The sequence below is a fragment of the Thalassotalea fonticola genome (assembly GCF_032911225.1).
Taxonomy (GTDB): domain Bacteria; phylum Pseudomonadota; class Gammaproteobacteria; order Enterobacterales; family Alteromonadaceae; genus Thalassotalea_A; species Thalassotalea_A fonticola.
The window spans coordinates 1,758,471-1,783,794 of record NZ_CP136600.1; the positions used below are offsets into that span (position 1 = coordinate 1,758,471).

The following is a 25,324-nucleotide window of genomic DNA, read 5'->3' on the forward strand; positions in this document are numbered from 1 at the left end:
TTTAATCCTCAAAAATATTCTGTAACTGTTTAACTAAATTTTTCTCTGAAAAATAGTTTTTAACATTTTTTTGATTTTTGTTTACCGTCAATTCATCACATAGACCAAGCTCAAACTCATTGAAATCAAACACACTAATATCTAGTTCTTTAAACAGAGTAAATGGAGTAACATCATTTCTCATATAAACAGTTTTACCTTGTCCTAACAAAGTTATTGTATTACCCATTGCTTGTTGTCTTTTATGTGCAAAAATAGCGATATCAACCTCGGATAGTAATTTCAAATAATCTTCGAAAGGCATAAAAGTCATCAATGGTTTAAAACGACCGGAAAACATTGAAATACCAAGTTCTGAAACATACTTAGCATATTTTTTTGAGCCATATGATAAGGGGCAAATAATTTCAAAATTTTGATCTTCTAGGCTAGATAATTTGTTAAATATTTCTGCATGAAGATTTGATATATCAGCTGAATTACCAACCAATATAGTCCTTATATTTGAATGTTTTTTGGGAAGTTGGAATTCTTTATACAAATTACTTGGGTACATTATACATTCATGAAATTCACCTTTTGCATTATATAACTTTTGAGCAAGTTCGAAGTCTCCTCTCAAATATGTAACATAGCCTTTGAATTTTCCTTTTACTTTTTTAGCAATAAATAAATTAATTCGAGCTTTTAATGATTTACTCTTTGAAAGTTGAGGAGCATAAAGATCTCCTCCCCACATAACCCAAAAGCATTTCTTTAAGAAATATTGATAAAAAAATAGAAAGCGAATTAAATTAATTGAAAATAAACCATGTATAATTACTTTATCCGCATGGCAAAAATGAGGTTTAATAAATTTAATAAGCCCCCAAATTTTTTTCGGTCCGATAAACTGGTTATTAATATTTATAACATTCTTAGCTTCTGGGATAGGGTATTCTTCAGGTGATGCATCATTCAAATATATAAATGAATGACAATCCTTATTAAACTGTTGATTTATAAGATTATAAAAATGGTCTATGAATTTATCATTACAAATAATGTGCAATATTTTATTTGCTGATCTTTTCATCGGTACTTTACTAAGCTGAGTAAGTATTCACCATAAGTATTTTTCATAATTTGTTTAGCTGTAGATTTTATTTGTTCTTTGGTTAACCAACCTTGATTAAATGCAATTTCTTCAAGACAAGCTATCTTAAAACCTTGACGCTTTTCAATTGTTTGTACAAACTGTCCTGCATCCATTAAACTGTCATAAGTACCAGTATCTAACCACGCAAATCCCCTACCTAATAATTCAACATTTAGTTCACCACGTTTCAAGTATTCATTATTAACACATGTGATCTCTAACTCACCACGATTTGATGGTTTTATGGTTTTAGCTATTTCTACTACACTGTTATCATAAAAATATAAACCGGTTACAGCAAAATTTGATTTTGCTTTTAGTGGTTTCTCTTCAATAGAAATAGCTTTTTGATTTTCATCAAATTCAACCACACCAAAACGTTCTGGATCTTTTACTTGGTAACCAAATACAGTTGCACCACTTTCACGGCTAGCTGCATTAATTAGTAATGGAGAAAATCCCTGACCAAAGTAAATATTATCACCAAGAACTAGACAAACATTATCATCACCGATGAATTCTTCACCAATGATAAATGCTTGTGCTAAACCATCAGGACTTGGTTGTACTTTGTAGGTTAGTTCTATACCAAACTGACTACCATCACCTAATAAGCGGATAAAGCCAGCTTGATCTTCAAGAGTAGTAATAATTAAGACTTCTCTAATACCAGCTAGCATTAATACCGATAAAGGATAAAAAATCATTGGCTTATCATAAACAGGTAAAAGCTGTTTAGAAATCCCTTTAGTTATTGGGTAAAGCCTTGTACCAGAACCACCAGCTAAGATAATTCCTTTCGTATTTTTAGACATAAAATTACCTAAAGTTTAATTTCCAGAACCTAAGCGTTCCATAGAATAAGAGCCATCTAATACTCTCGACCACCAAGTTTTATTATTTAAATACCATAAAACTGTTTTACGAATGCCAGTTTCAAAGCTCTCGACTGGCTTCCAGCCGAGTTCTCTTTCAATCTTTGATGCGTCAATGGCGTAACGTACGTCGTGGCCTGGGCGGTCTTTTACATAAGTGATTAAATCAGAATAGCTTTGAATAGATCCTGAAATAAATTCAGGAAGTGATTGAATGGTTAAATTTGAACTAATTGGAACTAGCTCTTCTAGAAGTTGGCAGATTGTTGTTACTACATCAATATTCGCTTTTTCATTATGACCACCAACGTTGTAGGTTTCGCCTACCTTGCCTTGTGTTGCAACTAGATACAAAGCTCTTGCGTGATCTTCTACAAATAGCCAATCCCTTATTTGTTGACCATTGCCATATACAGGTAACGGTTTACCTTCAAGGGCATTTAATATCATTAAAGGAATAAGCTTTTCAGGAAAATGGTATGGCCCATAGTTGTTTGAACAATTTGTTACCACAGCTGGTAAACCAAATGTTCTGAGCCAAGCTCTAACTAAATGGTCACTTGATGCTTTTGATGCTGAATAAGGTGAGCTTGGCGCGTATGATGTTTCTTCAGTAAACAAATCTTCTGGGCCTTCCAAATCACCATATACCTCATCTGTAGAAATATGATGAAACTTAAAGGTAGACTTTTTATCACCTTCTAAAGCCATCCAATATTTACGGCTTTCTTCAAGTAACGTATAAGTGCCAATAATGTTGGTTTCGATAAACTCTTTCGGACCATCAATTGAACGATCAACATGACTTTCAGCAGCTAGGTGCATCACAACATCAGGTTGGTGTTCATTAAAAATTTGTTCAATAGATTTAGCATCACAGATATCAGTTTGTGAAAATGCATATCTGGGATCACTTTCGACTTTATACAGCGACTCTAAATTACCCGCGTAAGTCAGTTTATCTACATTGACCACACTATCTTGGGTATTTTGAATAATGTGGCGTATTACGGCTGAGCCTATAAAGCCTGCACCGCCAGTTACTAATATCTTCATTACTTATGATTGCTTATTTAAAAATTCAATATACCAAGGCATAGCCTTGTCGATACCTTCTTGGATCCTAAACTCTGGTTCATAGCCTAGTAATGTTTTAGCTTTTGAAATATCAGCTTGAGAATGCCTTACATCCCCAGCTCTGAATTCTCTGTTAGTAGGTTTTGAATCACAATTGACATTGTTTGCATTTAACGAGTCTTGAATACTGTCATATAACTTATTCAAGGTGGTTCTGTCACCTACCGCAACATTAAATACGTTATTTTTTGATTCATCGTTTGCAGTTGCGGCAAGTATATTCATTTGGACTGTATTTTCAATGAAACAAAAATCGCGGCTTGTTTCACCATCGCCATTAATAAATACCTCTTCATTGTTAATCATGTCAGCGGTCCATTTGGGAATAACCGCAGCATAAGCGCCATTTGGGTCTTGGCGTTTTCCAAATACGTTGAAGTATCGAAGACCAATTATATTGAAGTTATATGTTCTGGCGAATACATCAGCGTATAACTCATTTACATATTTAGTAACTGCATACGGAGATAATGGATTACCAATGTTTTCTTCTACTTTAGGAAGTGCAGGATGATCACCATAAGTTGAACTTGATGCAGCGTAGGTAAAGCTCTTGACTTGTTCATCACGTGCTGCAACTAGGACATTTAGAAAACCCGATATGTTTACGTCATTAGTTGTAGCAGGATCGTTAATAGAACGTGGTACAGAACCTAATGCCGCTTGGTGCAATACATAATCAACACCACTTACTGCTTTTTTACATATTCCGGCATTACGTATATCACCTTCAATAAAGTTAAAACGAGACCATTGCTCTTGGCTAACTTCACCTTGTACTTCATCAAGGTTATGTTGGTGCCCTGTTGCGAAGTTGTCTAAGCCTACTACGGTTTGGTTTAGCTTTAAAAGATGTTCGAGAAGGTTTGAGCCAATAAAGCCGGCTACGCCAGTTACTAACCAGGTTTTAGGTTTTTCTAGTAGGTCTTTTTTTACTTGATCGTATTTAGTCATAATAGTTTTCTATGGATTCCCGCCTTCGCGGGAACGACGATAATAATGTTATTGTGATGTTGTAGATTCCCGCATTCGCGGTAATGACGATAATATAGAGTAATGAAATACTTTATAGTCTTAGGTCTACGGCTTCTTTTGGTAATACGTATTTTAAGTCGTAAACAATGCTATCTGGTTTGCCTAGTGCACGAATTGCTTCTGGGCCCATTACTTTAAATTCGTTATGAGCAACAGCTAAAACTACTGCATCGTACTTTCCATTCTCAGCGGAAGATATTGTTGATAAGCCGTATTCACGTTCGGCTTCTTCTGAAGAACACCAAGGTTCAAGAATATCAACATTTATGTTGTATTCCTTTAATTCAGAAACTATATCGACGACCTTTGTGTTACGTAAGTCTGGACAGTTTTCTTTGAACGTTAACCCCATGACTAAAACGTTGGCACCTTTGATTCGAGTGCCTTTTTTCACCATACTTTTCACAAGTTGAGAAACGACATATTCGCCCATGTTATCGTTTAAACGACGACCAGCCAAAATCATTTCAGGATTGTAACCGATGCTTTGAGCTTTATGCGTTAAGTAGTATGGATCAACACCGATACAGTGCCCGCCAACAAGCCCTGGTCGGAAAGGTAAAAAGTTCCATTTTGTCCCTGCCGCTTCTAGCACTTCTAATGTATCAATACCTAACTTATTAAAGATCAGTGCTAATTCATTGATTAAGGCAATATTGACATCGCGTTGAGTATTTTCAATAACCTTTGCAGCTTCTGCAACTTTAATACTAGCTGCTTTATGGGTGCCAACCGTAATGATAGTATTGTATAAGTCATCTACAAATGTTGCGACTTCAGGAGTAGAGCCTGAAGTCACCTTTTTAATATTAGTAACACGGTGTTCTTTATCTCCAGGATTGATTCGTTCAGGAGAATAACCAGCGAAGAAATCTTTATTAAATGTTAAACCTGATACACGCTCAACTACTGGAATACAGTCTTCTTCTGTAGCCCCAGGATATACTGTTGATTCGTAAATAAGTACATCACCTTTAGAGACGACTTTACCTAACATTTCACTAGCCTTGATCAGCGGTGTTAGGTCTGGGTTTTTGTATTCATCGATTGGCGTTGGAACCGTCACAATGTAAATGTTACATGCTTTTAAATCATCGACGTTAGCCGAGTAAGAAATGTGTTTTGATTCTGCTAACTCTTCAGGACTCACTTCTAACGTTGAATCTTGGCCTGCGTTTAATTCAGCAATGCGGTCTTCGTTAATATCGAAACCTAACGTTGGCATTTTTTTACCAAACTCTACCGCTAATGGTAAGCCAACATAGCCTTGACCGATGACTGCAATTTTTACATTGTCTAATGAAAAACTCATGTAGTTTTCCTTTACTTTTATTTATTAATTTGAATTTTTTTTGGTTGCGTGAATTTGAAATTCACACGATTTTCTTTCGAAATAAAACATGAATAAACTCATGTTAAATGGTCAGTAATTTATTCAGGCCTTAGTCAGTTTTCTGTTTGATTTAGCCAATTTTAGGTCCCGTATCAAGTACGGAATGATGATTTATATTTTCTTAGATATGGTTTGAAGGTCTTTAGATTCCCGCCTTCGCGGGAATGACAAAACACGCGAGAGAATTTCTTGCCAATAGGTTTCCCTATTAGGACCTATTTATACTCGTACCCATAGTTGTAATAGCCATAATCACTGGCGCGTTTTTCAACCGCATTGAAGATCAGGCCTTTAATTTCGACACCATTGAGATCGAATCGGTTAACCGAAGTGATTATTTCTTTTAACGGGCTCATGTCGTATCTAGCGAGCATTAACGACGTACCGGCATGGTTACCAATAATAGCACCATCGGTTACCGCAAGAATTGGCGGTGTGTCTATTATGATCAAATCATACTCTGTTGTTACTTGCGCAATAAACTTAGTAAAGCGCTCACTCATTAATAGCTCTGAAGGGTTCGGTGGTATTTGCCCACGGGTAACCAAGCTTAAGTTGTCAATGCGGGTTTGTTTGATAACATCGCTCAACTCAATATCACCAATTAAATGTTCCGATAAGCCATTGTCGCTGGCGACGTTAAATATTTTTTGCAGATAGCCTTTACGCATATCTCCATCGACCAATAACACTTTTTGGCCGGTTTGTGCTATTACGGTGGCAAGATTGGCAGAGATAAACGATTTGCCCACCTCTGGGCTTGCCCCTGAGATCATTACCACATTATTTTTCGCTTCTAACATGGCAAAGTGCAAGCTGGTGCGTAACGAGCGTAAAGCCTCTATGGTCATATCAGCGGGGTTTACTTGTGCTAATAACTCTAAGTTGGGTTTATTGCGCTTATTACGTTGCACTTTTTCTTTGAGTTTAGATAGTTGGCTGCGTTTAAGGTGATCTTCACTTAACGGAACAGTGGCGTACACAGTTAGGCCAACGTCTTCAAAGTCTTGTGGGTTAGTAACACCGCGATGAAACGCTGCTTTAAGAATAACAAAGGCAACTGCTAAAAAACCACCCAGCATAGTGATGATGATCACAATTATCGGTTTTTTCGGTTTGATTGGAAAACGGCCAACGGCAGCATAATCGACAATATTAATATTACCCACGGTACTGGCTTTTACAACGTTAAGCTCTTGTGCCTTGTTTAATAAGGCAAGGTAGATTTGTTGGTTAACTTCTACATCGCGCGCCATGCGCAATATTTTCTGCTGCGCTTTCGGTAAACCTTTAATCGAGTTATTGATTTTTTGTTTTTGTTGCTCTAAATCACGCTGTTTAGTGATTAAGGATACATACTTAGGGTGCTCTTTGGTGAACTTTTGGCTTATGTCCACTTCTAAAAACGATAATTCATGCAGCTTAGTGTCAATAACAACCAGTTGCTCTAACACCGACTCAGTTTCAAGGGTAAGATCCACTGAGTCATTTTCTAAGCGGTATTGATTTAATGCTTGTTCGGCCGCCATTTGTTTACCATCAACTTTAGGCAATTCGGCCGTTAGAAACGCAATCGACTTCTCTACTTCTTGCGACATGCGTTGGATATTTTGTAATAAAAAGCCTTCGGCAATGGAGTTTAATATTTTTTTAATTTTATCTGGGTTTTCACCTTCAAGCGTTAGCGTTAATACCCCAGTGTCTTTACCCAAACCTTGCTCTTTTATCATTTTTTTAAGCGCTAGGATCACATCTTCTTTAAAATGTTTGCCTACGACAAAGGCGGTATTTTTTTCAGCGCTAATCTCTGTCACCAATATTTCAATGGTTTGATCTTCATTAGTCGCAAATTTGTTTATTTCACCCGTTAATACTAAATGTTCATCGCGCATTAATTGATACTGGTTATTGCCTAAATACACCAGAGTAAGCATTACTCCACGTAACGATGCCGGAATGGTTAATTTACTCACTTTGATGGTTTCGCCGCCCCAGGCGTATGAATCGGAGAAAAACAGCGAATACCATGGGTGATTAAAACCATTACTGTTAAACCGTCTGGCCGCCATTTTTCCTAAACTGTAAAACTGTTTTGGTTTAGCAACCATATCTAACTTTAATTCGTCAACGGCGTAACTTATAACCTTTCTAGATTTAAGTAATACTAACTCGGTAGCAGCATCGTTATTGCCGGCACCAAAAATTTCTTCAAAATCGCCTAAGCCAGGTACAGCAGACGATTTTTTCTCAATTTGGATCAATGAGTCCGCTTGATAAATAGGCGTTTGTAACAAGGCAAACACAATGCCTATAACGGCAAAAACACCAGTAACGCTAGCGATCAAAAATTTACTTTCTAACAGCAAGTTGAAGTAACGGCTAAAATCGATGTCGTCGGCGGCGTTGTCGGTGTCTGCACTTTGTTGTGCTATTCGAGTTTTATTTAATTTTTCGGTCATAGGTTTTAGGAACGAGGAACGAGGAACTAGGAACGAGGGGCTATATTAGTAAGCTTCGTTCAGTTTTCTGGCTCTGTTCACCTTTAATTAGTTTGGTTTAAATAGATAAAATGGAACTGGAAACGAGGAACTAAGTTGTTTATGGTTTAGTTTGCTGTTCGGGTTCTTGGTTATTTATCCGTTATATTTTATTAATTCTTTTTTTATATTGGAGCGTGAAACGAGGAACAAAAGGTAATGTTCTAAGTTTCGTTTACTGTGCCGATTTACCATTACGCTAGTTTATCGGCCCAACGTTGACAGTTGTGTTCAATTTGTTTGAATGATTGCTGAAATGCGTCGATGCTCTTTTTGTAAGGATCGGGAATTTCTTCCTCATTGTTCCATTTGCCAAGTAGCATAATTTTGCCACTGGCCGCTGGGTATTTATTCATTAACGATTGTTGGTGTTTTTTTTCCATGACCAAAATCAAATCGGCATCAATAATCATTTGATTGCTCACTTGGCGTGCCTGATGCTCTTTGTCATCATAATTATGCTCGGCAAGTATCTGCGCGGCGTGCTCTTCTACGCCATGGCCGACTAGTGCGCCTAAGCCTGCCGATGTGATTGCTTTAGTTGGCAGTTTTGCCTTTAAAATGCGTTCTGCGCTAGGGCTTCGGCAAATATTGCCAATACAAACGGTTAGTATTTTATTGAACATAGGATCCTGGAACGAGGAACGAGGAACGAAAAACTAAGTATATTTTCTAGTTTCGGTTGCTGCTAATTTCTGGTTCTGTTTAAGTTCTATTATTAAAGTTCTATTTTAAGTTTTATTTATTAAATTTTTGTTTCAGGGGTAGACCTGTTCGTTTCTTTATCATTGCACCAAGCATCGAAGCTATTTGCTCTACTTCGTTAATAAAGTCTAAACCAATTTGTTTATCAATAAAGCCAATTTTTATACCAATATACAGTTGGGTTATCAACTCCCCTGCTGAGCCTTTTGAATAATAGAGAAACCTTGTTGATTCTTTTGCGGTTTCTCTTTCTTCGCCTTCGGCAATATTAGAAGGTATTGATAAAGCAGAACGTGTTATTTGGTCTTTAAAACCGTAATCTTTGCAGTTTTTTAATTCTTTATAAATTTGACAAGTCAAATTTGAAGAACGTTTCCATACGTCTAGTTGAGTATATTTCATAACTTTTCCTTAAGTTAGCTTTCAAACTTAAGGGTAGTATGGAATTAGAAATTAGGAACTAAAAACAGGAACCAAAATCCAGGAACGAGGTACTAGGAACGAGGAACGAAAAGCTAGGTCAGTTTTCTAGTTTCGGTTGCTGTTTAAGTTCTGGTTCGTAATCTGCTTCTGTTTAGGTATAAATTTATAAATCTTGTTCCAAGTCGTTTAAGTCGTCTAAGCCTCTAACCGTTGGTAGCAGTAGCGAGATAACTTTGTTCCAGCGAGCAATTGGCGCGCTGGTTACGTAAACTAAATCCATTGGTTTTAACTGAAACTGGGTAGCCAGTATTAATGCGGCAGCGTTTGACGCATCAAGTTGAAATACATCAACAGTTTTTGTGCTATCTAGGCTTGCTCGCAAGATAAAAATTCCCGACGCATCGGCGGTCATTTCGTTAAAACCGCCGACATTACCCAAGGCTTCTGCCAAGGTTAAGCCACTGCGCTGAATTTGTAAGGTACTGGCACGTTTAACTTCGCCCATTACAAATACCTTAGTGGCATCGTTGCGTGGTACATGCACTATGTCGTTATGTTGCAATAAGCGGTTTTGACTCATGTCGCCTTTTTGATACAAGGCGTATAAGTCTAGGCGTTCATCTTTTGAATCGCGGGTAAGAATAACACTACGCCAGTCTGCGTCATCTTTTATGCCGCCAGCACTATTAATGGCATCAAGTAAGGTAACCGGTACATTACCAATAGGCATTACAGTTGGCGCCATTACTGCGCCAGTAACATACGTACGTTTTGAGCGATAGGCGGCCACTTTCACGTCAATTTGCGGGTTTTCAAGGTAACGGCTTAGCTTAGTGGTTAATAACTTACGAATGTCTGCAATGCTTTTACCAACCACGTGAACTTGGCCAATGTATGGGTAAAAGATATTCCCCTGGGCATCGATTAAGTTGCCTATTTGCTCAGGATCACGGAATTGTCCCGCTGGGGTAGTAAGTTCTGGGTGATCGTAAACAATAACATTTAATACGTCACCTATGCCTACTACGTAGGCATAGTTAAAAATTTGTTGCTCTAAATTTGAGTTTTGGCTGGCGGTTGGCTCTGCTTGTCTTAAGCCAGATAATACCTTGGGTGTTATCAATACGGTATTTACCGACTGGGTAATATCAAATTGCTCTACTTCACTTGGCTCATCATGGGCACTAACCCCTTGAATGTGGCCGCCTGGGATGGTGCAGGCGGTTATGCTGAAAGCGAGTAATGAGGTAATTATTAGTTTTATTAGGTTCATAATTTTTCTTTGTTTACGAAAAAGTTTTTATGTTTGCGTGAATCTATTCGCGCGTTATGGCGTTAGCCGTCCCCTTAGGGGATTACGTCCGAATAAATTCGGACCAACCGGGCTTAGTTACGTCCTCTTCGAGGATTACGTCCGAATAAATTCGGACCAACCGGGCTTAGTTACGTCCCCTTCGGGGATTACGTCCGAATAAATTCGGACCAACCGGGCTTAGTTACGTCCTCTTCGAAGATTACGTCCGAATGAATTCGGACCAACCGGGCTAGTTACGTCCTCTTCGAAGATTACGTCCGAATGAATTCGGACCAACCGGGCTAGTTACGTCCTCTTCGAGGATTACGTCCGAATCAATTCGGACCAACCGGGCTTAGTTACGTCCCCTTCGGGGATTACGTCCGAATGAATTCGGACCAACCTAGTTCTGGCCAAGCGAAATTCTGCTTTAGTGTGTTTTAGGCACGCTTCCGCCCATTGGTTTGGCTCCAAAAGGCAAGAAAAATCGTTGATTTTTCGGTTTAAATTGTATTTTTGGTTGGCGTGAATTTATTCGCGCGTTATGGCGTTAGCCACTGTCCCCTTAGGGGATTACGTCCGAATAAATTCGGACCAACCGTTTTTTAACATTACGTATAGATTCCCGTCTGCACGGGAATGACGAATATTAAGAGGAAATTAATCTAGTTTGTCGATAGATTGATTTTCTATTAATACTTCGTTTTGTTGGCCCAGCATGTTAATTAATAAAATGCTGCGCTCTAGGCCATCTTTGGCTTGGTAAATGGCTTGTAGGCCTTTAAATGGGCCTGCAGTTATTGCTACCTGTTCACCTTTGCTGTAATTCAATAATTGTTCAAGGCTTTTATTACTGCCCTCACCCTGTAAATCTTGCTTTATTTTTTCAATTAAGTTGTCTTGCATAGTTGCGTGGTTTACACCAAAACGCACAAAACTGCCTACACCTCGAGTTGAACGAATCGCATTAAAATTTGCTTCGTCTTTATTGAGGTAGATAAATAAATAATTAGGGAATAAGGGGTCTTGTGATACCGACTTAATTCCTTGTCGCTTTTTTACCTTGGAAACTGTCGGTAAAAACACCTCAAGTCCTTGAGAGGCCAAGTTGTCAAACGCACGTTGCTCTTCTCGGGGTTTGCTTGTTAGCACGTACCAATGGCTGTTCTGTGTGTTTGACATACTGCATCCTTTGTATGTTTATTCTTAATTTATTTATTTATTTTTATTATTGTTTTAACGTGTAAATTTTAATAAACGAAACAACAAAATTTGCAAAATTACGTATCATTAAATTTAAAAAAATTAATGAAACAGCTGATATTAATAGGGTTTTAATTTTATATGTTATTTTTCAACATACATTCGGTTAAAAACCACTCAATATATAGCGTAAAAGAGGGAGGATTATAAAGAAAGTGCCGGTTAAAAGCGATAGTTATTTTACTCAAATGTGATTTTGTGTAATTAAATTACATAAAATTTACATTCAGTAATTGATTGGCTATTGCATGTCACCTTTATTGTACATAAGCGCAACTACATATGTTCGATGATTCAATAAATTAGCAAGCAAAATTAATGAAACACTTTTTTAATAAAGCGGCTAAGATATTTAGGCTTGGTCAGCATACTTAAATGACGTTTCATGCGTTTAATACGACCTGTAAAAACAGGAAAGTGGCCATCGTCACCATAGGAAACTTTAATGCTTTCTTTGCCATAGCCTTTTATAACGGTAAATAAATGGCTAAACCGTTTGTGGGCACTTTGCCTTTTAACATACTGTTTTATGCAAGTGTTAACATGACTCACTGCTTGTTTATCATCGGTACAAGTAATTGCGGTTGTTAGCTTTAAGTATTTATTGGCTGCATATAACAACGCCGATAATGATTCTGCCTTTTTACAGCGGTTAAAATGCTCGAATACATATTGCCAATTGATGTCATTTTGGTATTGCTTTGCAATTGCCTGTAAATTCAACAGTTGGCGCCAGTCAATGTGTTTATCTTCATAGCCTTTGTGTGAGAGCTCGCTGTGGGCAACCGATAACACAATTTGCTGTGTTGGCTCCATTTGCAATATTGTTAGAGTGCTAGTTAATGCTAACGGTTTGGCATTCTGCCAAACCTCTTCGGTAGATAATGTATCGCTTGCCGATTTCATTAATACCCAGCGGTGCAACTCTACACAACAATGACCACCTTCTCGAAATAATGCAGGGGCATGATGATGGCCAACCGCGGCGTGATCATGCTCTTCTATATTTTGTGCATAACCACAGCTCATAAGAGTTTGATTGGCTTTGTCTTGTAACTCTTCAGGTACCAATAAGTCAATATCAGTCATAAAGCGGTTACTAATGGGGTTAAATACCCCATTAAATAAACTTGCTCCGCCTTTTAACATTACCACCGGTATATTGGCATTGGTTAACAACTGACAGGCATAAATGGCTTCTTCTTTAATGCCTTGGTTGCGTTGGTTATAGAATTGCTCTAATTCAGCTAAGTAATCTTGTAGTTCTTGATCAAGTGCTTGCCAAACGTTGCTGTCTTTTAAGCTGTTGTGCAGTGCGCCACCTAACCAGTAAGTATTTACTAATGAAATTAACGGCAGCCGAGCATCTTCATCTAGCAAGTTATTTAACTGTTGCTGGCTACATTGCTCAGGGTGCGTTAACCACATGCCCATATCAAGAAAGGTTTGTGCGGTGATTTTTGCTTGCTGCGGGTTTACTGCTGACATAAACGTCCTTTGTCACTCTACTTTTTTATATTAACAACAAAATCTGTTTAACGTCTTTGAAAAAGATAATTAACTATTTGATTGATATCATTCATTTTATTTCTTTCAGTTACTGGTCAAAATAAATCGATTTAACAGCACTGATTAAAATATTTTGCCTGGCTAAGTATAAAAAAGTTGCACCTTGATTACCATACTTTTATGCATTAATGAGCGGCCCGTTGTGATGTTCAAAATACAGCAAGTGTCGCTAAGGTGAGAGGATGTTCGGCGCAAGTGCCTTGAACATTACTTGAAACGCTTTAACCAGCGTTGTAAATATTTGGGCTTTATCGCCATTAAAAAGTGACGCTTTAAGTGCTTTAACCTGCCTTTGGTTAACGGCATGTGCCCGTTGCGGCCATAAGCAACAAAAATACTGTCACGCTTATACTCTTTGAGCAGCTTGGTAAAATGGTTAAACTTGCTGGTAAGGCCCTGGCGCTGTTCAAATTGTGCCAAACACTCTAAAAAGTGTTGCTTAGCGGGTTTATCATATTCAATGTTTAATGGCGTATGTAAATTGGTGATGCGCATTGCCGCATAAAGCAGGGCATTAAACGGTTGCAGTTTATTACAGCGGATAAAGTGTTGTTTAACCGTTGCCCAGTTAACCTCACTTTGATAAAAATTGGTAATTTCGACTAAATTAATCAATTGGCGTAAATCAAAATGCTTGTCTTCGTAGCCTGTATTCGACAACTCAGAATGAGCAATAGACAAAATAACCTGATGGCTTGCGGTTAGTTGTAATACCTGTAGCGCTGCGGTTAATTGCAACGGTATAGCCTGTTGCCACACGTCTTCGGTTGCTAATACATCGCTAACCGATTGTTTTAATACCCAACGATGTAGCTCAATACAGCAGGCACCGTTGTGTCGATATAAGGCAGAGGCATGATGATGTTCTGTTGCGGGCATGGCATGCTCATCTTGATTTTCTTCATAACCATGCGCCATTAAAACGTCATTAGCACGCTGGTATTGCTGCTCAGGTATGAGTAAATCAATGTCGGTCATAAACCGCGTGCTAATTGGCGAGGCTACGCCGCTAAACATATTGGCCCCGCCCTTAAGCATAACTACTTTGATATTGGCATCAACAAGTAATTGGCAGGCAAAAATGGCTTCATCTTTTATGCTTTGTGAACGCTGTAGGTAAAATTGTTCAAGTTCGAGCAAATAGGTAATAAGTTCGGGATCAAGTGTTGACCATACCGTACTATTTTTTAGGCTGTGTGCTAATGCACCAATGAGCCAATAATTGTTGGCTAAGGTAACCAGTGGTAGGCGTTTATCTTCGTCTTGCAAGCGAGCGAGTTGCGCATTGGTGTGCTTGTTAGGGAAAGACAACCACATGCCAAGATCATAAAACGTTTGTTGATTTATTTTATTATTATTTAATGCCATCGCTACCTAACTAAGTTATTAATTAAATGTTGCGCTTGTTCGCTACTTGCGTAAGTGATTTGATAGGCTTGTATGTGTTCACAAAAATCAATGAGTTGTTCTACCCTATCTTCAGTTAGTTCTACGCCTAATTGATAACCGCCTTCGGTGACAAGTTTTAGTGTGTCTATTATGGTTAGTTTGGTGGCTTTGGGCGTTGCGTCTTTATTAAACTTTGGACTGATTAAAAAAGTTTTGTTTGTTGTTTCTGTGGATTCCCGATGCCCAAACGAGTTGGGCATGACGTCGCCGGAATGACGAGTGTCCTTAGCGTCATCCTCGCGCATGCGAGGATCCATACTCTTCGGTTCTTGCGCTTCGCTTGTGGATTCCCGAACGAGTCGGGAATGACGGCTTGGGGCCTGGGAATGACAGTTTGTGACCTGGGAATGACTGTTTGTGGCCAGGGAATGACGGTTATCTTCTTCGTCATTGCCGCATCCTTCATCTTCGTCATTGCCGCGAAGGCGGTAATCCATTTCTGTTTTTTCCGCTATATGCTCGGGCCAAATGTATTTTAATATACGGCCATCTACCCGGTGCCATTCTGGTTGGCTTTTTATTTCAGGGTACAGTTTGGCAATGTGTTGCCAGCTGCCTGACTTTATTGCCATGGGTAGCGCGAGAGTTGTTAAATTAAAGTCGTTGTTTAAGGCGATAATTTCATCTGAGTATACCGAGAAGTCTTGTCTTGATAGTTCGGCGGTTAGGGTTGACTTGCCCGCTCCTGATACGCCAGGGAGTAGGATTGTTGTATTTTCTGACGCTTCGCTTGTGGATTCCCGAACAAGCCGGGAATGACAAGGCTGGGCCTGGGAATGACGGTTTGTTAATGCTGCGCCATGAAAGCCAAAACAGTAATCACTGTGTTGGTAGGCGAGAATTTGTAGGCGGTCAATAAACACTGGCATTACTTGTTGTTGGCTTAGGCCTTCTTCTACCACGATATCGTTTGAAACAAGCAGGTAGTTACCTTTGTATATTTCTATATGAATAGCAAAGTGCACTTCTTCTGGTGCAGTAATTTCAATTGGGGTGAGTAACGCTTTTATCTCGTTTAATAAGCCTTCGTCATCACTGGTGATGGCAAAGGTTGCGTTGGCAACTGTTAAGCAAAATGAATGCTGTTGCGGTTGTTGGCTAATATGGTTTTGCAATTCAGGGTATAAGCCGTCGGCGTAGCTGCGCTCTCCTTCTGTGTTTTTAAATAATGGTTTAACTTGCTCTAAGCTTTGCGTTAACTGTTGCTCGGTTAAGTTAGAGTGTTGTTGCAATTCAATTACAGCTTGTTGATTTGTTAAGCCTTCATCAAGTGCTATTAATAAGGCAATAGATATAGGCTCTATTTGTAACAGCGTTTTTTGCCCTTGATGAAACACCAAGCCTTTATTTTCACTTAACCACAAGGTTAAGTGCGGGGCATTTAATTGAATTTTTTCAAACTGCATGGAAGAGATATTACTGCTTATTTATAGTGATTTATGTAGGTTAACAATTTTGTTAATTTACGTCTATTAACTTATCCGCTAAAAAAGGGTTGGTTCACGTCCCCCTACCAGGTTGGTCCGATTTCAATCGGACGTAATTCCGAAGGAACCTTCACTTCGTAAAAAGTGGCTGCGCCATAACGCGCGAATACAGAATTTATACCTTCCGTGGCAATTCTAAGTTAAATCATCCATGATTTAAATTTCACGCCAACCAGGGCCGGCCAGAGCCAACCGTATCCCCGACCAAAGCTAACCTCGGTTGGTTCGAATTCATTCGAACGTAATTCCCGAAGGGGAAAGTGGCTTCGCCATAACGCGCGAATACAGAATTTATACCTTCCGTGGCAATTCTAAGTTAAATCATCCATGATTTAAAATTCACGCCAACCAGGGCCGGCCAGAGCCAACCGTATCCCCGGCCAAAGCTAACCTCGGTTGGTCCGAATTCATTCGAACGTAATCCCCGAAGGGGACGTAACTTTAAAGGAAGTGGCTCCGCCATAACGCGCGAATAAATTCACGCCAACCAAGACTCACGCCAACCAAGATTCACGCCAACTAAAATTCACGCCAACTAAAATTCACGCCAATCAAGATTTACGCCAATAGGAATTAAGTCAGAGGAGAAAAAAAGGCCTAATGACATTGGGAGTTATCATTAGGCCTTTTAGCTTTGGTTGGTCTGTTAAAATGGTTCAGAGCATAAAACTGAATTTATCGATAAAATTAATGTTTTAAATTGAAGGCTCAAAACCGTCATCAGTGCCATGTTCAGAAGCCATGGCTTTCGATGAATAGGTTGACATTAACCATTGAGAGAATTAAATAATATCACCTGAGTCCTCAAGTGATGCTTGCGCTCTTGATGTCATTGGTGTCATTAATGCTGTAACTGCAATTGGTGTAGCGATAGCCAACTTTCCGTACTTGCTAATAAACTCTCGACGATTGTTTAAGACTTCTTTCTTGGTTAATTCGTTTTTGTTATCTTTATTACTCATGTTAAATCCTCAGAAATCTAATTATAACTATCACTCAAACCAGCTTCACCGGCTTGTAAATGGAGTGTCGCTAAACTTGATAAATCACTAGCTTTATTGTTGGCAAATACCGCTTGAATACGAAAACTATGTGTCGCTTCTGTTAGGTTACTTTGCCTAAATATTGCGCTGCTCACTTCAACAAAATCAGCATCGGTTGTTACATCTTCACCTTCATTAAAATAAACTCTATAGGAGGTGGCACCTTTTACAGCAGGCCACATCAAACTTATATCAGTATTATTAATACGTAAGTTTAATTTTTTAGGTGTCGCCAAATTAGGCTCTACCGTTAAGGTCTCGGGCTGCTGCGTTTCAGGCTGCTGCGTTTCAGGCTGTTGCGTTTCGGGTTGTTGTGTTTCGGGTTGTTGTGTTTCAGGCGGGCTTGCTACTGGCGGCACTGATAAAACAGGCTCTGCCATTTCTTTTGCAGCTTGCTCTTTATCTGCACCACACGCGCTAAGTAACAAGCAAGTTGCGATTATAAAATATTTTTTCATGATAAATCCTTACTTATTATTGTTATGGGTTTTGAGCTGTTAGTTTCAATCGTCGACCATTAGTGCCGTAGTACCCGGCACTGCCTGCCCCTAACAAGTCTAAACCGCTAGCGAGCATTGCCGTCACAGAGTTGTAATTGCGTAAGTCTAAATTTGACTGTGATCTTGAATAAAATCGAACGACTACATCATGCACGTCAGCATCATCGTAGGCTGGAATGGTAAAAGTAAAACTAAATTCTTGATGGCTTGCATATTCACCTTGGTATTTAAGCTTTACCCAGTTATCTAAAGCAGCGCCAGATAACGTTGTGCCAAAATTAGTTTGGTTCCAGGCTACCCCACCTATTTCAGTACCTGATGCGGCATCAGGCGTATTAGTGTTTTTTGCACAATCTGTCGCTTCAGCAATGGTTTCGCCGTCATCAAAAATACAATTATAAATATTTGGTAGTAATCTGAACTTTTCATAACCAACCAGATTAACTTTTAAGGTATATTCTACTCCGGTATCCAAAGGTCCTGCGGTTACTTCAGTAAGGCCATTGAAAATACGTGCCCCTTCAACGGTAGGTGCAAGATTTGTTTTCGCTTTATCATTGGCACTGTCGACTTTGTAGTTAGAAACAAAAAAGGCTACCGAGTCTGTTCCGTCAGTAACCGTGTAAAGTGCTGATTGCGAACCATCTTGACTTGGTTTATGCCTAATTTTTAAAATACACGTATCTGCAGTTAAAGTTGCGTTAGTACCCACATCTAAATTATCGCAAAAAGCCGGATTTAGAACATCATCTTCTGGTACAACTTCAAAGCCTCCCACAAGTCCAGCAGGGTTATAATGAGTAACCGTTAACGTTAACGTTTCTGCAGCAAGTGAAGTAATGGTAAGCATTTGCTCTTCAGATTCAGTGTTTAATTCTGTGTAACCAAAAACTAAAGATTGTTTGTCAATAGTAAGCGCCGCCAATGTACTAAACGACGTTACACCAGCCAATACCAATGCACTGCCACAGATTAATTTTTTTAATAAATTCATAAATATACCCTATTATTTTGCAATGACAATTCGTCGGCCAAGTGCACCATGCGTTGGCGCCGCGCTATCAGATATTACAAATGTTGAACTCCAATGATTTCTTGCCGCACTATCAACCTGCTTTCGCGTATAAAATCGCACCACTAAAGAGTCTGAAGATGTTAGGGTTGGAATAGTAAAAAATTGACCTGAATAGGTATACCGATTAGATTTAATGCCATTAAAGTTAATAAACCCACTAATCCCTAGTTCAGTCTTTGTTGGCGTAATAACTTCAGTAGCAATAGCGTCACTAATTTTATTGGCACAATCGTCATTTAATGGGGAGCTACATTTAAACAATAAGTAGGCCATTTCATATTCGTCAGCATAGCCTTCAAGTTGGAATTGTAATTTATACGCTGTTGAACCAGATACGGTAACACTGTCCATAGGCAGGGTTTGTCTGTTAGCCGCTTGATACACTCTAAACGATCTAATATTAGGTGGAATACTTCTTTCTACATATTCTGATGTTGTTTCTTGGGTTTGTATAAAAATAGGTAAGTCGTGTGCAACGGCAGCAATGTCTGCATAAGTTACCTTAACTACACCGTAATTTAAGCCAACTGAATCAGATGATATATCTACAGTACAAGAAGAGTTTGCAGCCAAAGTATCTGCACAATTAGATATAACCGTAAAGCCACCATCATCAATAGCAATGGTATTAATTTCATCACTGGTATTGTTAGTAATAGTTACTATTTTATTATTTGCTGCGGCATCCGAATGCGTTGACATGCTTAAATGACTGGGAGTAACGGTAACTTCAGGTAAAACATAGTTAATAATTAAAGTTGGTCGATTTTCAGGAGTCGCATGGCCCACGCCTGAGATCTTGCCACCACCAAGCTCACCTACCGCTCGAGCAATTCTAAAAGTATCTACTCCATTTTTAATGAGTGTTTTAACATCTAATAAAATAGGATCAAGTACATCTTTAACATAACTTTGCGTTGCATCATCTTGGTTACCGTCAAATGATACAGATGAAGCCCACTCAAGTGCAGCCCATTGTAGCGCATCATAACTAGGAACCTGTTTAACCCCTAGCACCTTGCTCGAAAACAAAGCTTCAGTGGTGAGCTTTAATGTAGCGTCAACAATAATTGCATCACTAGGTATGGTAGACAAATCAAATTGCAGAAAACCTGCGTTAGTGCCACTCCACTGAATTGCTACATTATCAAACAAGGAAGTATTACCATCCCTTACCCAAACGGACTTAGAGGCAGTTATAGTTTCAGTAACAGCGTGAGCAAAATTAACCGGTGTTAACATTAATAAAAACACACTACACATTAAAGTAGGTATTTTAATTAACATATTCCTAAAAAAATTATTCATTTTCATAGATATTTCTCTATTATTATTTTAATTATCGATGATAATTTCCATATAAAATTTCGTTCGTCTTTGAACTATCCAGCATCTTTTTTAAATGGTTGCTTAGTGCTTTTACTCGCACAAAGTAAATAAATGTAACCAAACAGTAACACCGTTGATTACGTTGTCAATAATTATTATTAAAATAATTACATCTAGCAGAAAATAAGCACTCTTGATAAAGCTATAAAGCACACGAAAACCCCATAATCAGTGACACTACAGCACTTTCAAACTAAATGATAGACGGGGGTGACACCGTAATCAAGAACATGAGTGATCAATTAAATATTGCCTCTGGTGAGCTTAATGGTTGGTTTGTTTATAAATTGAAAAGGTGACATACAGAAATTGTATTAAGGTTTTAGTTATATGGAGATGAAATCGGACAGTATTTAAATTTAAACACCAAGAACCTGCAGATAAAAATATAGGCGGTTAAAACCGCCTATTCGAAGAGATAAAGTGCAGTGGTAATTATCTTCTGCGCACAATATGTGCAGGACACCCTACTACGGTAACTTCTGCAGGCACATCGTTAAGGATTACCGCGCCGGCGCCAGCAATCACTGTGTGGCCAATGTTAATTTGATGAATAAGGTTTGAACCAATACCAATCCAGCTGTATTCACCAACACTTATTTCTGCGGCCATATTCACGCCAGGAGAAATATGAACGTACGAGCCAATAGTACAGCCGTGATCAATGTTAGAGCCAGTGTTTATAATTGTACCTTCACCAATTGCTGTGCCGTAGTTAATACAGGCATTAGCCACTATCATTGCGCCTAGGCCAATTTCAGTAAAATCGCTGACGATTGCATCTTTTGAAATAAGCGTGGCGATAGTAAAGTTTAGGTTTTTAAACTGGGTAAGTTTTACTTTTCTTAACTTGTTATGGCTTAGGGCGATAAAAATTTCATCGTAGCTTTGGCCATGGTCTATTAAGTCTTGTTCATTACCAACCACATCCCAATGGCCATTTTTGGTAATGCTTGGAAATTTATCATCAAAAAAATACACTTCATAGCCGTTTTGTTGAGCAATTTCTGCGGCTACTTTACCGTGATCTTCAATGCCTAATATGGCGAGTGTTTTTGGTTGTAAAGGCATGTTGGGTCCTGTGGTTAGATCCTGAAACAAGTTCAGGAAATGGTAATTTAATATATTCTTCTACTTCCTGAACTTGTTTCAGGAGCTGTATTAACTATTTTCAATGCAAATACGCTATCACTTCGGTAGCTGCTTCGTGATTCGTTGCTGAGTTTATCTTGCCCTATGAAATAAATTCACACAAGCGCTAATGTGCGCTGTTGTTAAGGTTTTTTAGTATTAAAGATTATATGTAAGTAGCGAATACGTAGCTTGGTCACTTCGCGGTAATGACGAATTCGTATTTAGTCATACCCGGCTCGTTCGGGTATCCAAAGAGCGTGGATTACCGCCTTCGCGGCAATGACGAAATCTATTTCCGTCATACCCAACTTGTTTGGGTATCCATCGATATCGTCATACCCGGCTCGTTCGGGTATCCAAAGAGCGTGGATTACCGCCTTCGCGGTAATGACGCTGAGGTGGCGAATGGATTACCGCCTACGCGGCAATGACGGTGAGGTGGCGTATGGATTACCGCCTACGCGGCAATGACGAAGTCTATTACCGTCATACCCGGCTCGTTCGGGTATCCAAAGAGCGTGGATTACCGCCTTCGCGGCAATGACGAAGTCTATTACCGTCATACCCAACTCGTTTGGGTATCCAAAGAGCGTGGATTACCGCCTCCACGGTAATGACGCCGAGGTGGCGTATGGATTACCGCCTTCGCGGCAATGACGAAGTCTATTGCCGTCATACCCAACTCGTTTGGGTATCCAAAGAGCGTGGATTACCGCCTTCGCGGTAATGACGGTGAGGTGGCGTATGGATTACCGCCTTCGCGGCAATGACGGTGAGGTGGCGTATGGATTACCGCCTCCACGGTAATGACGGTGAGGTGGCGAATGGATTACCGCCTACGCGGCAATGACGGTGAGGTGGCGAATGGATTACCGCCTTCGCGGTAATGACGGTGTAAAGTCGCGGCAATGACGGAGTGAGGTTGCGGTAATGACGGTGTCTGGATTAGGATCAACCGGATTAGGAATTACGTTCGAATTAATTCCAACCAACCGGTTCTTGGTCTTGGTCTTGGTTAAACTATTCGTTGGTGTTAAATAAATGCAGGTAAGGTTTAATTAATTGCCGGTGCTGAGCGTCTGGGCTTTCGGCTAAAAAGCTGCCAAGTTGCCGCCATAATTGCTTCACTTCGGGTTTATTTTTACCAAATTTATGGGCATTTAACAGGTAGGTGAGCATTGCTTGATCAAATTCTTGCAAGTGCCATTTATTCAACGCCAGTGCCGCCCATGTTGTTGGCCAGGTAGGTCTTAATTGTACTGAGTGTAAGTACAATTCGTTGGCTTTTTGCAATGTCTTTACTTTATTTGCTTCAATACCTAAGCGCACGCCCCACTCTAATAACTGTGCTTTGCCTTCAAGGTATTGCGGCAGTGTATGTAACGCAATTGCTTTATCTATGTTTTGTCTTGCGGTTTGATAACTTTGCAGCAAAGAATGATTAGAGCCTGAGGTAAGTTCAGAACGATCGGTTTGCTCATCAGGGCGATGCATTTTAACATCGCCTTGCAGAGGTGTTAGGGTTAATAATTCTGAGTTTTCAGGTAACTTTTGCCAAAAAGCGATTTGTTTTTCAACGTCTTTAAAGGCAACATTGGCAAGCCCATATTTGCCGGCAATGTACGCGGCAAAGATAAGGCTGGCAATTAAAATGGTTTTTATTAGTTTGTCCATGGCTTGCTTGGCTACGAGTTGTAGCCATAGCGGTCATAGTAGCCTTGAAAGTCATCATATTCAGTGGCTTTATCCAGGTCTACTTTATTCAGTACAACACCACTAATGCTTAATTTGGCTTGTTGAAGTCGTTTAAAACTGGTTTTTATCTGACTTTCTTTGGTTGAGTCAGCATGCACCACATAGATCAAATTATCTGCCTGCCTGGCTACTATCATTGCATCGCTTACCGCTAAAATTGGCGGAGTATCGATAATGACTTTATCGTATTTATTGCTCAGCTCTTTCAACAGTTGTTTAAATTGATTAGACGCGAGTAACTCTTGCGGATTTGGCGGGATGGTGCCCGCGGTGATCACATCAAGGTTCGATTTTTTGTCATGATGGATACATTCTTCCAGTAAATTATTACCGGCGATAAAATCAGATAAACCCGGCGATTGGATGTTGAAACTTTTGCCAATTTTAGGCTTACGTAAATCAGTGTCGATTAAGATGGTTTTTTCAAGTTGGCCTACGGCAAAGGCCAAGTTTGAGGTCACCATGGTTTTACCCTCATTGGGTATAGTCGAGGTGATGGCAATGACTTTAACTTTTTTGTCAAAACTCAATAACTGCACGCTGGTTCTTAATGTTCTAATTGACTCTGAAAAGGCATGATCGTCGGCGTTAAAAAAATAATAATGATCAACTGGGGTATCAGCTGGTGACTTCTTAGCGTTTTGTTTTATTAACGGCACAATACCCAATAAATTAGTGCCAAGGCGCGTTTCAATGTCTGTCACATTGCGAATGGTACTATTTAATGCTTCCATTAATAATATTACGCCAATGCTTAACGCTGTTGCGGTCAACATGGCAATGGTAATGATTAATTTTTTATTCGGTTTAATTGGCCCATAAGGTATTTCAGCTTGTTCAATCATCCGCCCGACAGTCGCTTCAAAACCTTGCAATTCTGAGGTTTCTTTTAACCGTGAAAAAAATGAATTGTAGAGTTCTTTATTGGTTTCTACGTCTTGGGTTAATTCGCGCCGTTGGTTTTCTTTGCGGGTTAATTTTTGGTATTTATTCTTGGCTTCGGCTAAATCATGCTCTTGCTGCACTAACGCGGTTTTTGCTTTTTGATAATCGTTGCCAATGGTAATTTTTAAGCGGTTGATATTTTTATTGACGTTGTCTTGCTCACGCGCTAAATCGGCAACCGCCGAGATCATTTTCGGGTGCTTTTTACCATACGTTAAGGCAAGCTCAGCTATGTTTTCTTCTACTTGGCGCTGTTGTTGATTAGCCACTTTAATGCTGGGATGATTTAACACTTCCGGTAAATTAGCAATATCGTCAATACTGCTGTATTGCTGAAATAACGTATGAATAACTTCGGTGCGCTTGAGCGACTGCTTGGCGGCAAGCACTTGTTCGGATAAGTTTTCAACTTCGTTAGCGGCTAGGCCTTTTATACCACCAATATCAAGTAACGACTCTTTCTCTTGAAAGGCCTGCAGCCTATCTTCAGACACATCTAATTTCGTTTTTAAACCAGACATCGATGCATTCAACCAAGTTGCCGATTTTTCAATGCGCTCTATGCTCACCTGCATGTGATTATCGATGTACGCTTGCCCGACGGCATTCGAAATTAATGCGGTCATCTCGGGGTGAGCCGACGTAAAACTAACACTAACCAGTTGCGTCTGTTTGATTGGCGAGGCATCAAGCCCGCCACGCACATAACCAAGCGCTCTCTGGTATTGGATTTGGGCAAAGCGTGCTTCTAAGTCAGTATCACTTAAACCGATAAAATTTGGATTTTGGGTTAACCATTGTTGTTTATCAACACTAAACAACCGATTTTTATCAAGGGTTAAGTTTTTAACGACAAGCTCGGCAACCGCTTTCGAACGAATGATTTCAAGTTGCGTATAATAGTATTCTTCACCGGCATTACTGTCTCGATAGACATCACTTAAGGTGTCAACGTCGGAATTGTTTGAATCAAGGTGTAATGTTGCCGCAGCGCGATAAATAGGCGTTAACGAGTAGGCGTAGATTGTGGCAAACAAGCCAACAACAATGGTCAGTGCAATAATTTGCCAGCGAAATTTTAACACTACATTTATTAAACGCTTAAAGTCGATGTCATCAAACGAATCGTCATGTTCTTGCGGTATAATGTTTGCTTGGTATTGGTTCGATTGATTCAT

At 39.4% G+C, this 25,324-nt stretch carries 20 protein-coding genes; all 20 read right to left on the minus strand.

The features are described 5' to 3' along the window. Position 1 precedes the first annotated feature (1 nt). The 20 genes from RI844_RS07125 to RI844_RS07220 all read right to left on the minus strand — a co-directional run bounded on the left by RI844_RS07125 (position 2) and on the right by RI844_RS07220 (position 25,324). Positions 2-1,075: a TDP-N-acetylfucosamine:lipid II N-acetylfucosaminyltransferase gene (locus RI844_RS07125; RefSeq protein ID WP_348397751.1), complete on the minus strand. Its 1,074-nt coding sequence runs from the start codon at positions 1,073-1,075 to the stop codon at positions 2-4. Next, on the minus strand, positions 1,072-1,953 hold the full coding sequence (gene rfbA, locus RI844_RS07130; RefSeq protein ID WP_348397752.1) for a glucose-1-phosphate thymidylyltransferase RfbA: 882 nt from the start codon (positions 1,951-1,953) through the stop codon (positions 1,072-1,074). The genes RI844_RS07125 and rfbA overlap by 4 nt, the downstream gene beginning before the upstream one ends. A 15-nt stretch (positions 1,954-1,968) precedes the next feature. After that, the gene (gene rfbB, locus RI844_RS07135; protein WP_348397753.1) at positions 1,969-3,069 is read right to left on the minus strand and encodes a dTDP-glucose 4,6-dehydratase; all 1,101 of its coding nucleotides are present in this window, start codon (positions 3,067-3,069) and stop codon (positions 1,969-1,971) included. A 3-nt stretch (positions 3,070-3,072) separates the two neighbouring features. Further along, entirely contained in the window at positions 3,073-4,104 is a 1,032-nt protein-coding gene (locus RI844_RS07140) for an NAD-dependent epimerase/dehydratase family protein (RefSeq protein ID WP_348397754.1), read from the minus strand. Positions 4,105-4,216: 112 nt separating this feature from the next. After that, complete coding sequence (tviB, locus tag RI844_RS07145; protein ID WP_348397755.1) at positions 4,217-5,497, minus strand: Vi polysaccharide biosynthesis UDP-N-acetylglucosamine C-6 dehydrogenase TviB; 1,281 nt, start codon at positions 5,495-5,497, stop codon at positions 4,217-4,219. Positions 5,498-5,793: 296 nt separating this feature from the next. Further along, complete coding sequence (locus RI844_RS07150) at positions 5,794-8,037, minus strand: polysaccharide biosynthesis tyrosine autokinase (RefSeq protein WP_348397756.1); 2,244 nt, start codon at positions 8,035-8,037, stop codon at positions 5,794-5,796. Between the two features lie 272 nt (positions 8,038-8,309). Beyond that, complete coding sequence (locus tag RI844_RS07155) at positions 8,310-8,741, minus strand: arsenate reductase/protein-tyrosine-phosphatase family protein (protein WP_348397757.1); 432 nt, start codon at positions 8,739-8,741, stop codon at positions 8,310-8,312. A 112-nt stretch (positions 8,742-8,853) separates the two neighbouring features. Next, positions 8,854-9,222 (minus strand): four helix bundle protein, encoded by a 369-nt coding sequence (locus RI844_RS07160; protein ID WP_348397758.1) that lies wholly within the window; start codon positions 9,220-9,222, stop codon positions 8,854-8,856. A gap of 184 nt (positions 9,223-9,406) precedes the next feature. Further along, entirely contained in the window at positions 9,407-10,516 is a 1,110-nt protein-coding gene (locus RI844_RS07165; protein ID WP_348397759.1) for a polysaccharide export protein, read from the minus strand. Positions 10,517-11,197: 681 nt separating this feature from the next. Continuing rightward, the gene (rfaH, locus tag RI844_RS07170; protein ID WP_348397760.1) at positions 11,198-11,719 is read right to left on the minus strand and encodes a transcription/translation regulatory transformer protein RfaH; all 522 of its coding nucleotides are present in this window, start codon (positions 11,717-11,719) and stop codon (positions 11,198-11,200) included. A gap of 396 nt (positions 11,720-12,115) precedes the next feature. Beyond that, positions 12,116-13,288, minus strand: a complete 1,173-nt coding sequence (locus RI844_RS07175; protein WP_348397761.1) for a nucleotidyltransferase family protein — start codon at positions 13,286-13,288, stop codon at positions 12,116-12,118. A gap of 288 nt (positions 13,289-13,576) precedes the next feature. Beyond that, positions 13,577-14,737, minus strand: coding sequence for a nucleotidyltransferase family protein (locus RI844_RS07180; protein WP_348397762.1), 1,161 nt, complete (start codon positions 14,735-14,737; stop codon positions 13,577-13,579). Positions 14,738-14,739: 2 nt separating this feature from the next. Continuing rightward, positions 14,740-16,224, minus strand: a complete 1,485-nt coding sequence (locus tag RI844_RS07185; RefSeq protein ID WP_348397763.1) for a hypothetical protein — start codon at positions 16,222-16,224, stop codon at positions 14,740-14,742. A gap of 863 nt (positions 16,225-17,087) precedes the next feature. Continuing rightward, positions 17,088-17,267: a hypothetical protein gene (locus tag RI844_RS07190; RefSeq protein WP_348397764.1), complete on the minus strand. Its 180-nt coding sequence runs from the start codon at positions 17,265-17,267 to the stop codon at positions 17,088-17,090. A 17-nt stretch (positions 17,268-17,284) separates the two neighbouring features. Beyond that, on the minus strand, positions 17,285-17,806 hold the full coding sequence (locus tag RI844_RS07195) for a hypothetical protein (protein WP_348397765.1): 522 nt from the start codon (positions 17,804-17,806) through the stop codon (positions 17,285-17,287). Between the two features lie 22 nt (positions 17,807-17,828). Continuing rightward, the gene (locus RI844_RS07200; RefSeq protein ID WP_348397766.1) at positions 17,829-18,842 is read right to left on the minus strand and encodes a hypothetical protein; all 1,014 of its coding nucleotides are present in this window, start codon (positions 18,840-18,842) and stop codon (positions 17,829-17,831) included. A gap of 12 nt (positions 18,843-18,854) precedes the next feature. Then, positions 18,855-20,210, minus strand: a complete 1,356-nt coding sequence (locus tag RI844_RS07205) for a hypothetical protein (RefSeq protein ID WP_348397767.1) — start codon at positions 20,208-20,210, stop codon at positions 18,855-18,857. A 537-nt stretch (positions 20,211-20,747) separates the two neighbouring features. Beyond that, complete coding sequence (locus RI844_RS07210; protein ID WP_348397768.1) at positions 20,748-21,383, minus strand: acetyltransferase; 636 nt, start codon at positions 21,381-21,383, stop codon at positions 20,748-20,750. Positions 21,384-22,466: 1,083 nt separating this feature from the next. Next, a complete protein-coding gene (locus RI844_RS07215; protein ID WP_348397769.1) occupies positions 22,467-23,120 on the minus strand; it encodes a hypothetical protein in 654 nt (217 codons plus the stop codon). 11 nt (positions 23,121-23,131) lie between these two features. Then, positions 23,132-25,324 carry a GumC family protein gene (locus RI844_RS07220; protein ID WP_348397770.1) on the minus strand — a complete coding sequence of 731 codons (2,193 nt, stop codon included), beginning with the start codon at positions 25,322-25,324 and terminating at the stop codon, positions 23,132-23,134.

Coding starts and splice junctions, on each gene's coding strand:
- RI844_RS07125 (WP_348397751.1), bottom strand. CDS start 1,075: ATGAAAAGATCAGCAAATAAAATATTGCACATTATTTGTAATGATAAA.
- rfbA (WP_348397752.1), bottom strand. CDS start 1,953: ATGTCTAAAAATACGAAAGGAATTATCTTAGCTGGTGGTTCTGGTACA.
- rfbB (WP_348397753.1), bottom strand. CDS start 3,069: ATGAAGATATTAGTAACTGGCGGTGCAGGCTTTATAGGCTCAGCCGTA.
- RI844_RS07140 (WP_348397754.1), bottom strand. CDS start 4,104: ATGACTAAATACGATCAAGTAAAAAAAGACCTACTAGAAAAACCTAAA.
- tviB (WP_348397755.1), bottom strand. CDS start 5,497: ATGAGTTTTTCATTAGACAATGTAAAAATTGCAGTCATCGGTCAAGGC.
- RI844_RS07150 (WP_348397756.1), bottom strand. CDS start 8,037: ATGACCGAAAAATTAAATAAAACTCGAATAGCACAACAAAGTGCAGAC.
- RI844_RS07155 (WP_348397757.1), bottom strand. CDS start 8,741: ATGTTCAATAAAATACTAACCGTTTGTATTGGCAATATTTGCCGAAGC.
- RI844_RS07160 (WP_348397758.1), bottom strand. CDS start 9,222: ATGAAATATACTCAACTAGACGTATGGAAACGTTCTTCAAATTTGACT.
- RI844_RS07165 (WP_348397759.1), bottom strand. CDS start 10,516: ATGAACCTAATAAAACTAATAATTACCTCATTACTCGCTTTCAGCATA.
- rfaH (WP_348397760.1), bottom strand. CDS start 11,719: ATGTCAAACACACAGAACAGCCATTGGTACGTGCTAACAAGCAAACCC.
- RI844_RS07175 (WP_348397761.1), bottom strand. CDS start 13,288: ATGTCAGCAGTAAACCCGCAGCAAGCAAAAATCACCGCACAAACCTTT.
- RI844_RS07180 (WP_348397762.1), bottom strand. CDS start 14,737: ATGGCATTAAATAATAATAAAATAAATCAACAAACGTTTTATGATCTT.
- RI844_RS07185 (WP_348397763.1), bottom strand. CDS start 16,224: ATGCAGTTTGAAAAAATTCAATTAAATGCCCCGCACTTAACCTTGTGG.
- RI844_RS07190 (WP_348397764.1), bottom strand. CDS start 17,267: ATGAGTAATAAAGATAACAAAAACGAATTAACCAAGAAAGAAGTCTTA.
- RI844_RS07195 (WP_348397765.1), bottom strand. CDS start 17,806: ATGAAAAAATATTTTATAATCGCAACTTGCTTGTTACTTAGCGCGTGT.
- RI844_RS07200 (WP_348397766.1), bottom strand. CDS start 18,842: ATGAATTTATTAAAAAAATTAATCTGTGGCAGTGCATTGGTATTGGCT.
- RI844_RS07205 (WP_348397767.1), bottom strand. CDS start 20,210: ATGTTAATTAAAATACCTACTTTAATGTGTAGTGTGTTTTTATTAATG.
- RI844_RS07210 (WP_348397768.1), bottom strand. CDS start 21,383: ATGCCTTTACAACCAAAAACACTCGCCATATTAGGCATTGAAGATCAC.
- RI844_RS07215 (WP_348397769.1), bottom strand. CDS start 23,120: ATGGACAAACTAATAAAAACCATTTTAATTGCCAGCCTTATCTTTGCC.
- RI844_RS07220 (WP_348397770.1), bottom strand. CDS start 25,324: ATGAATCAATCGAACCAATACCAAGCAAACATTATACCGCAAGAACAT.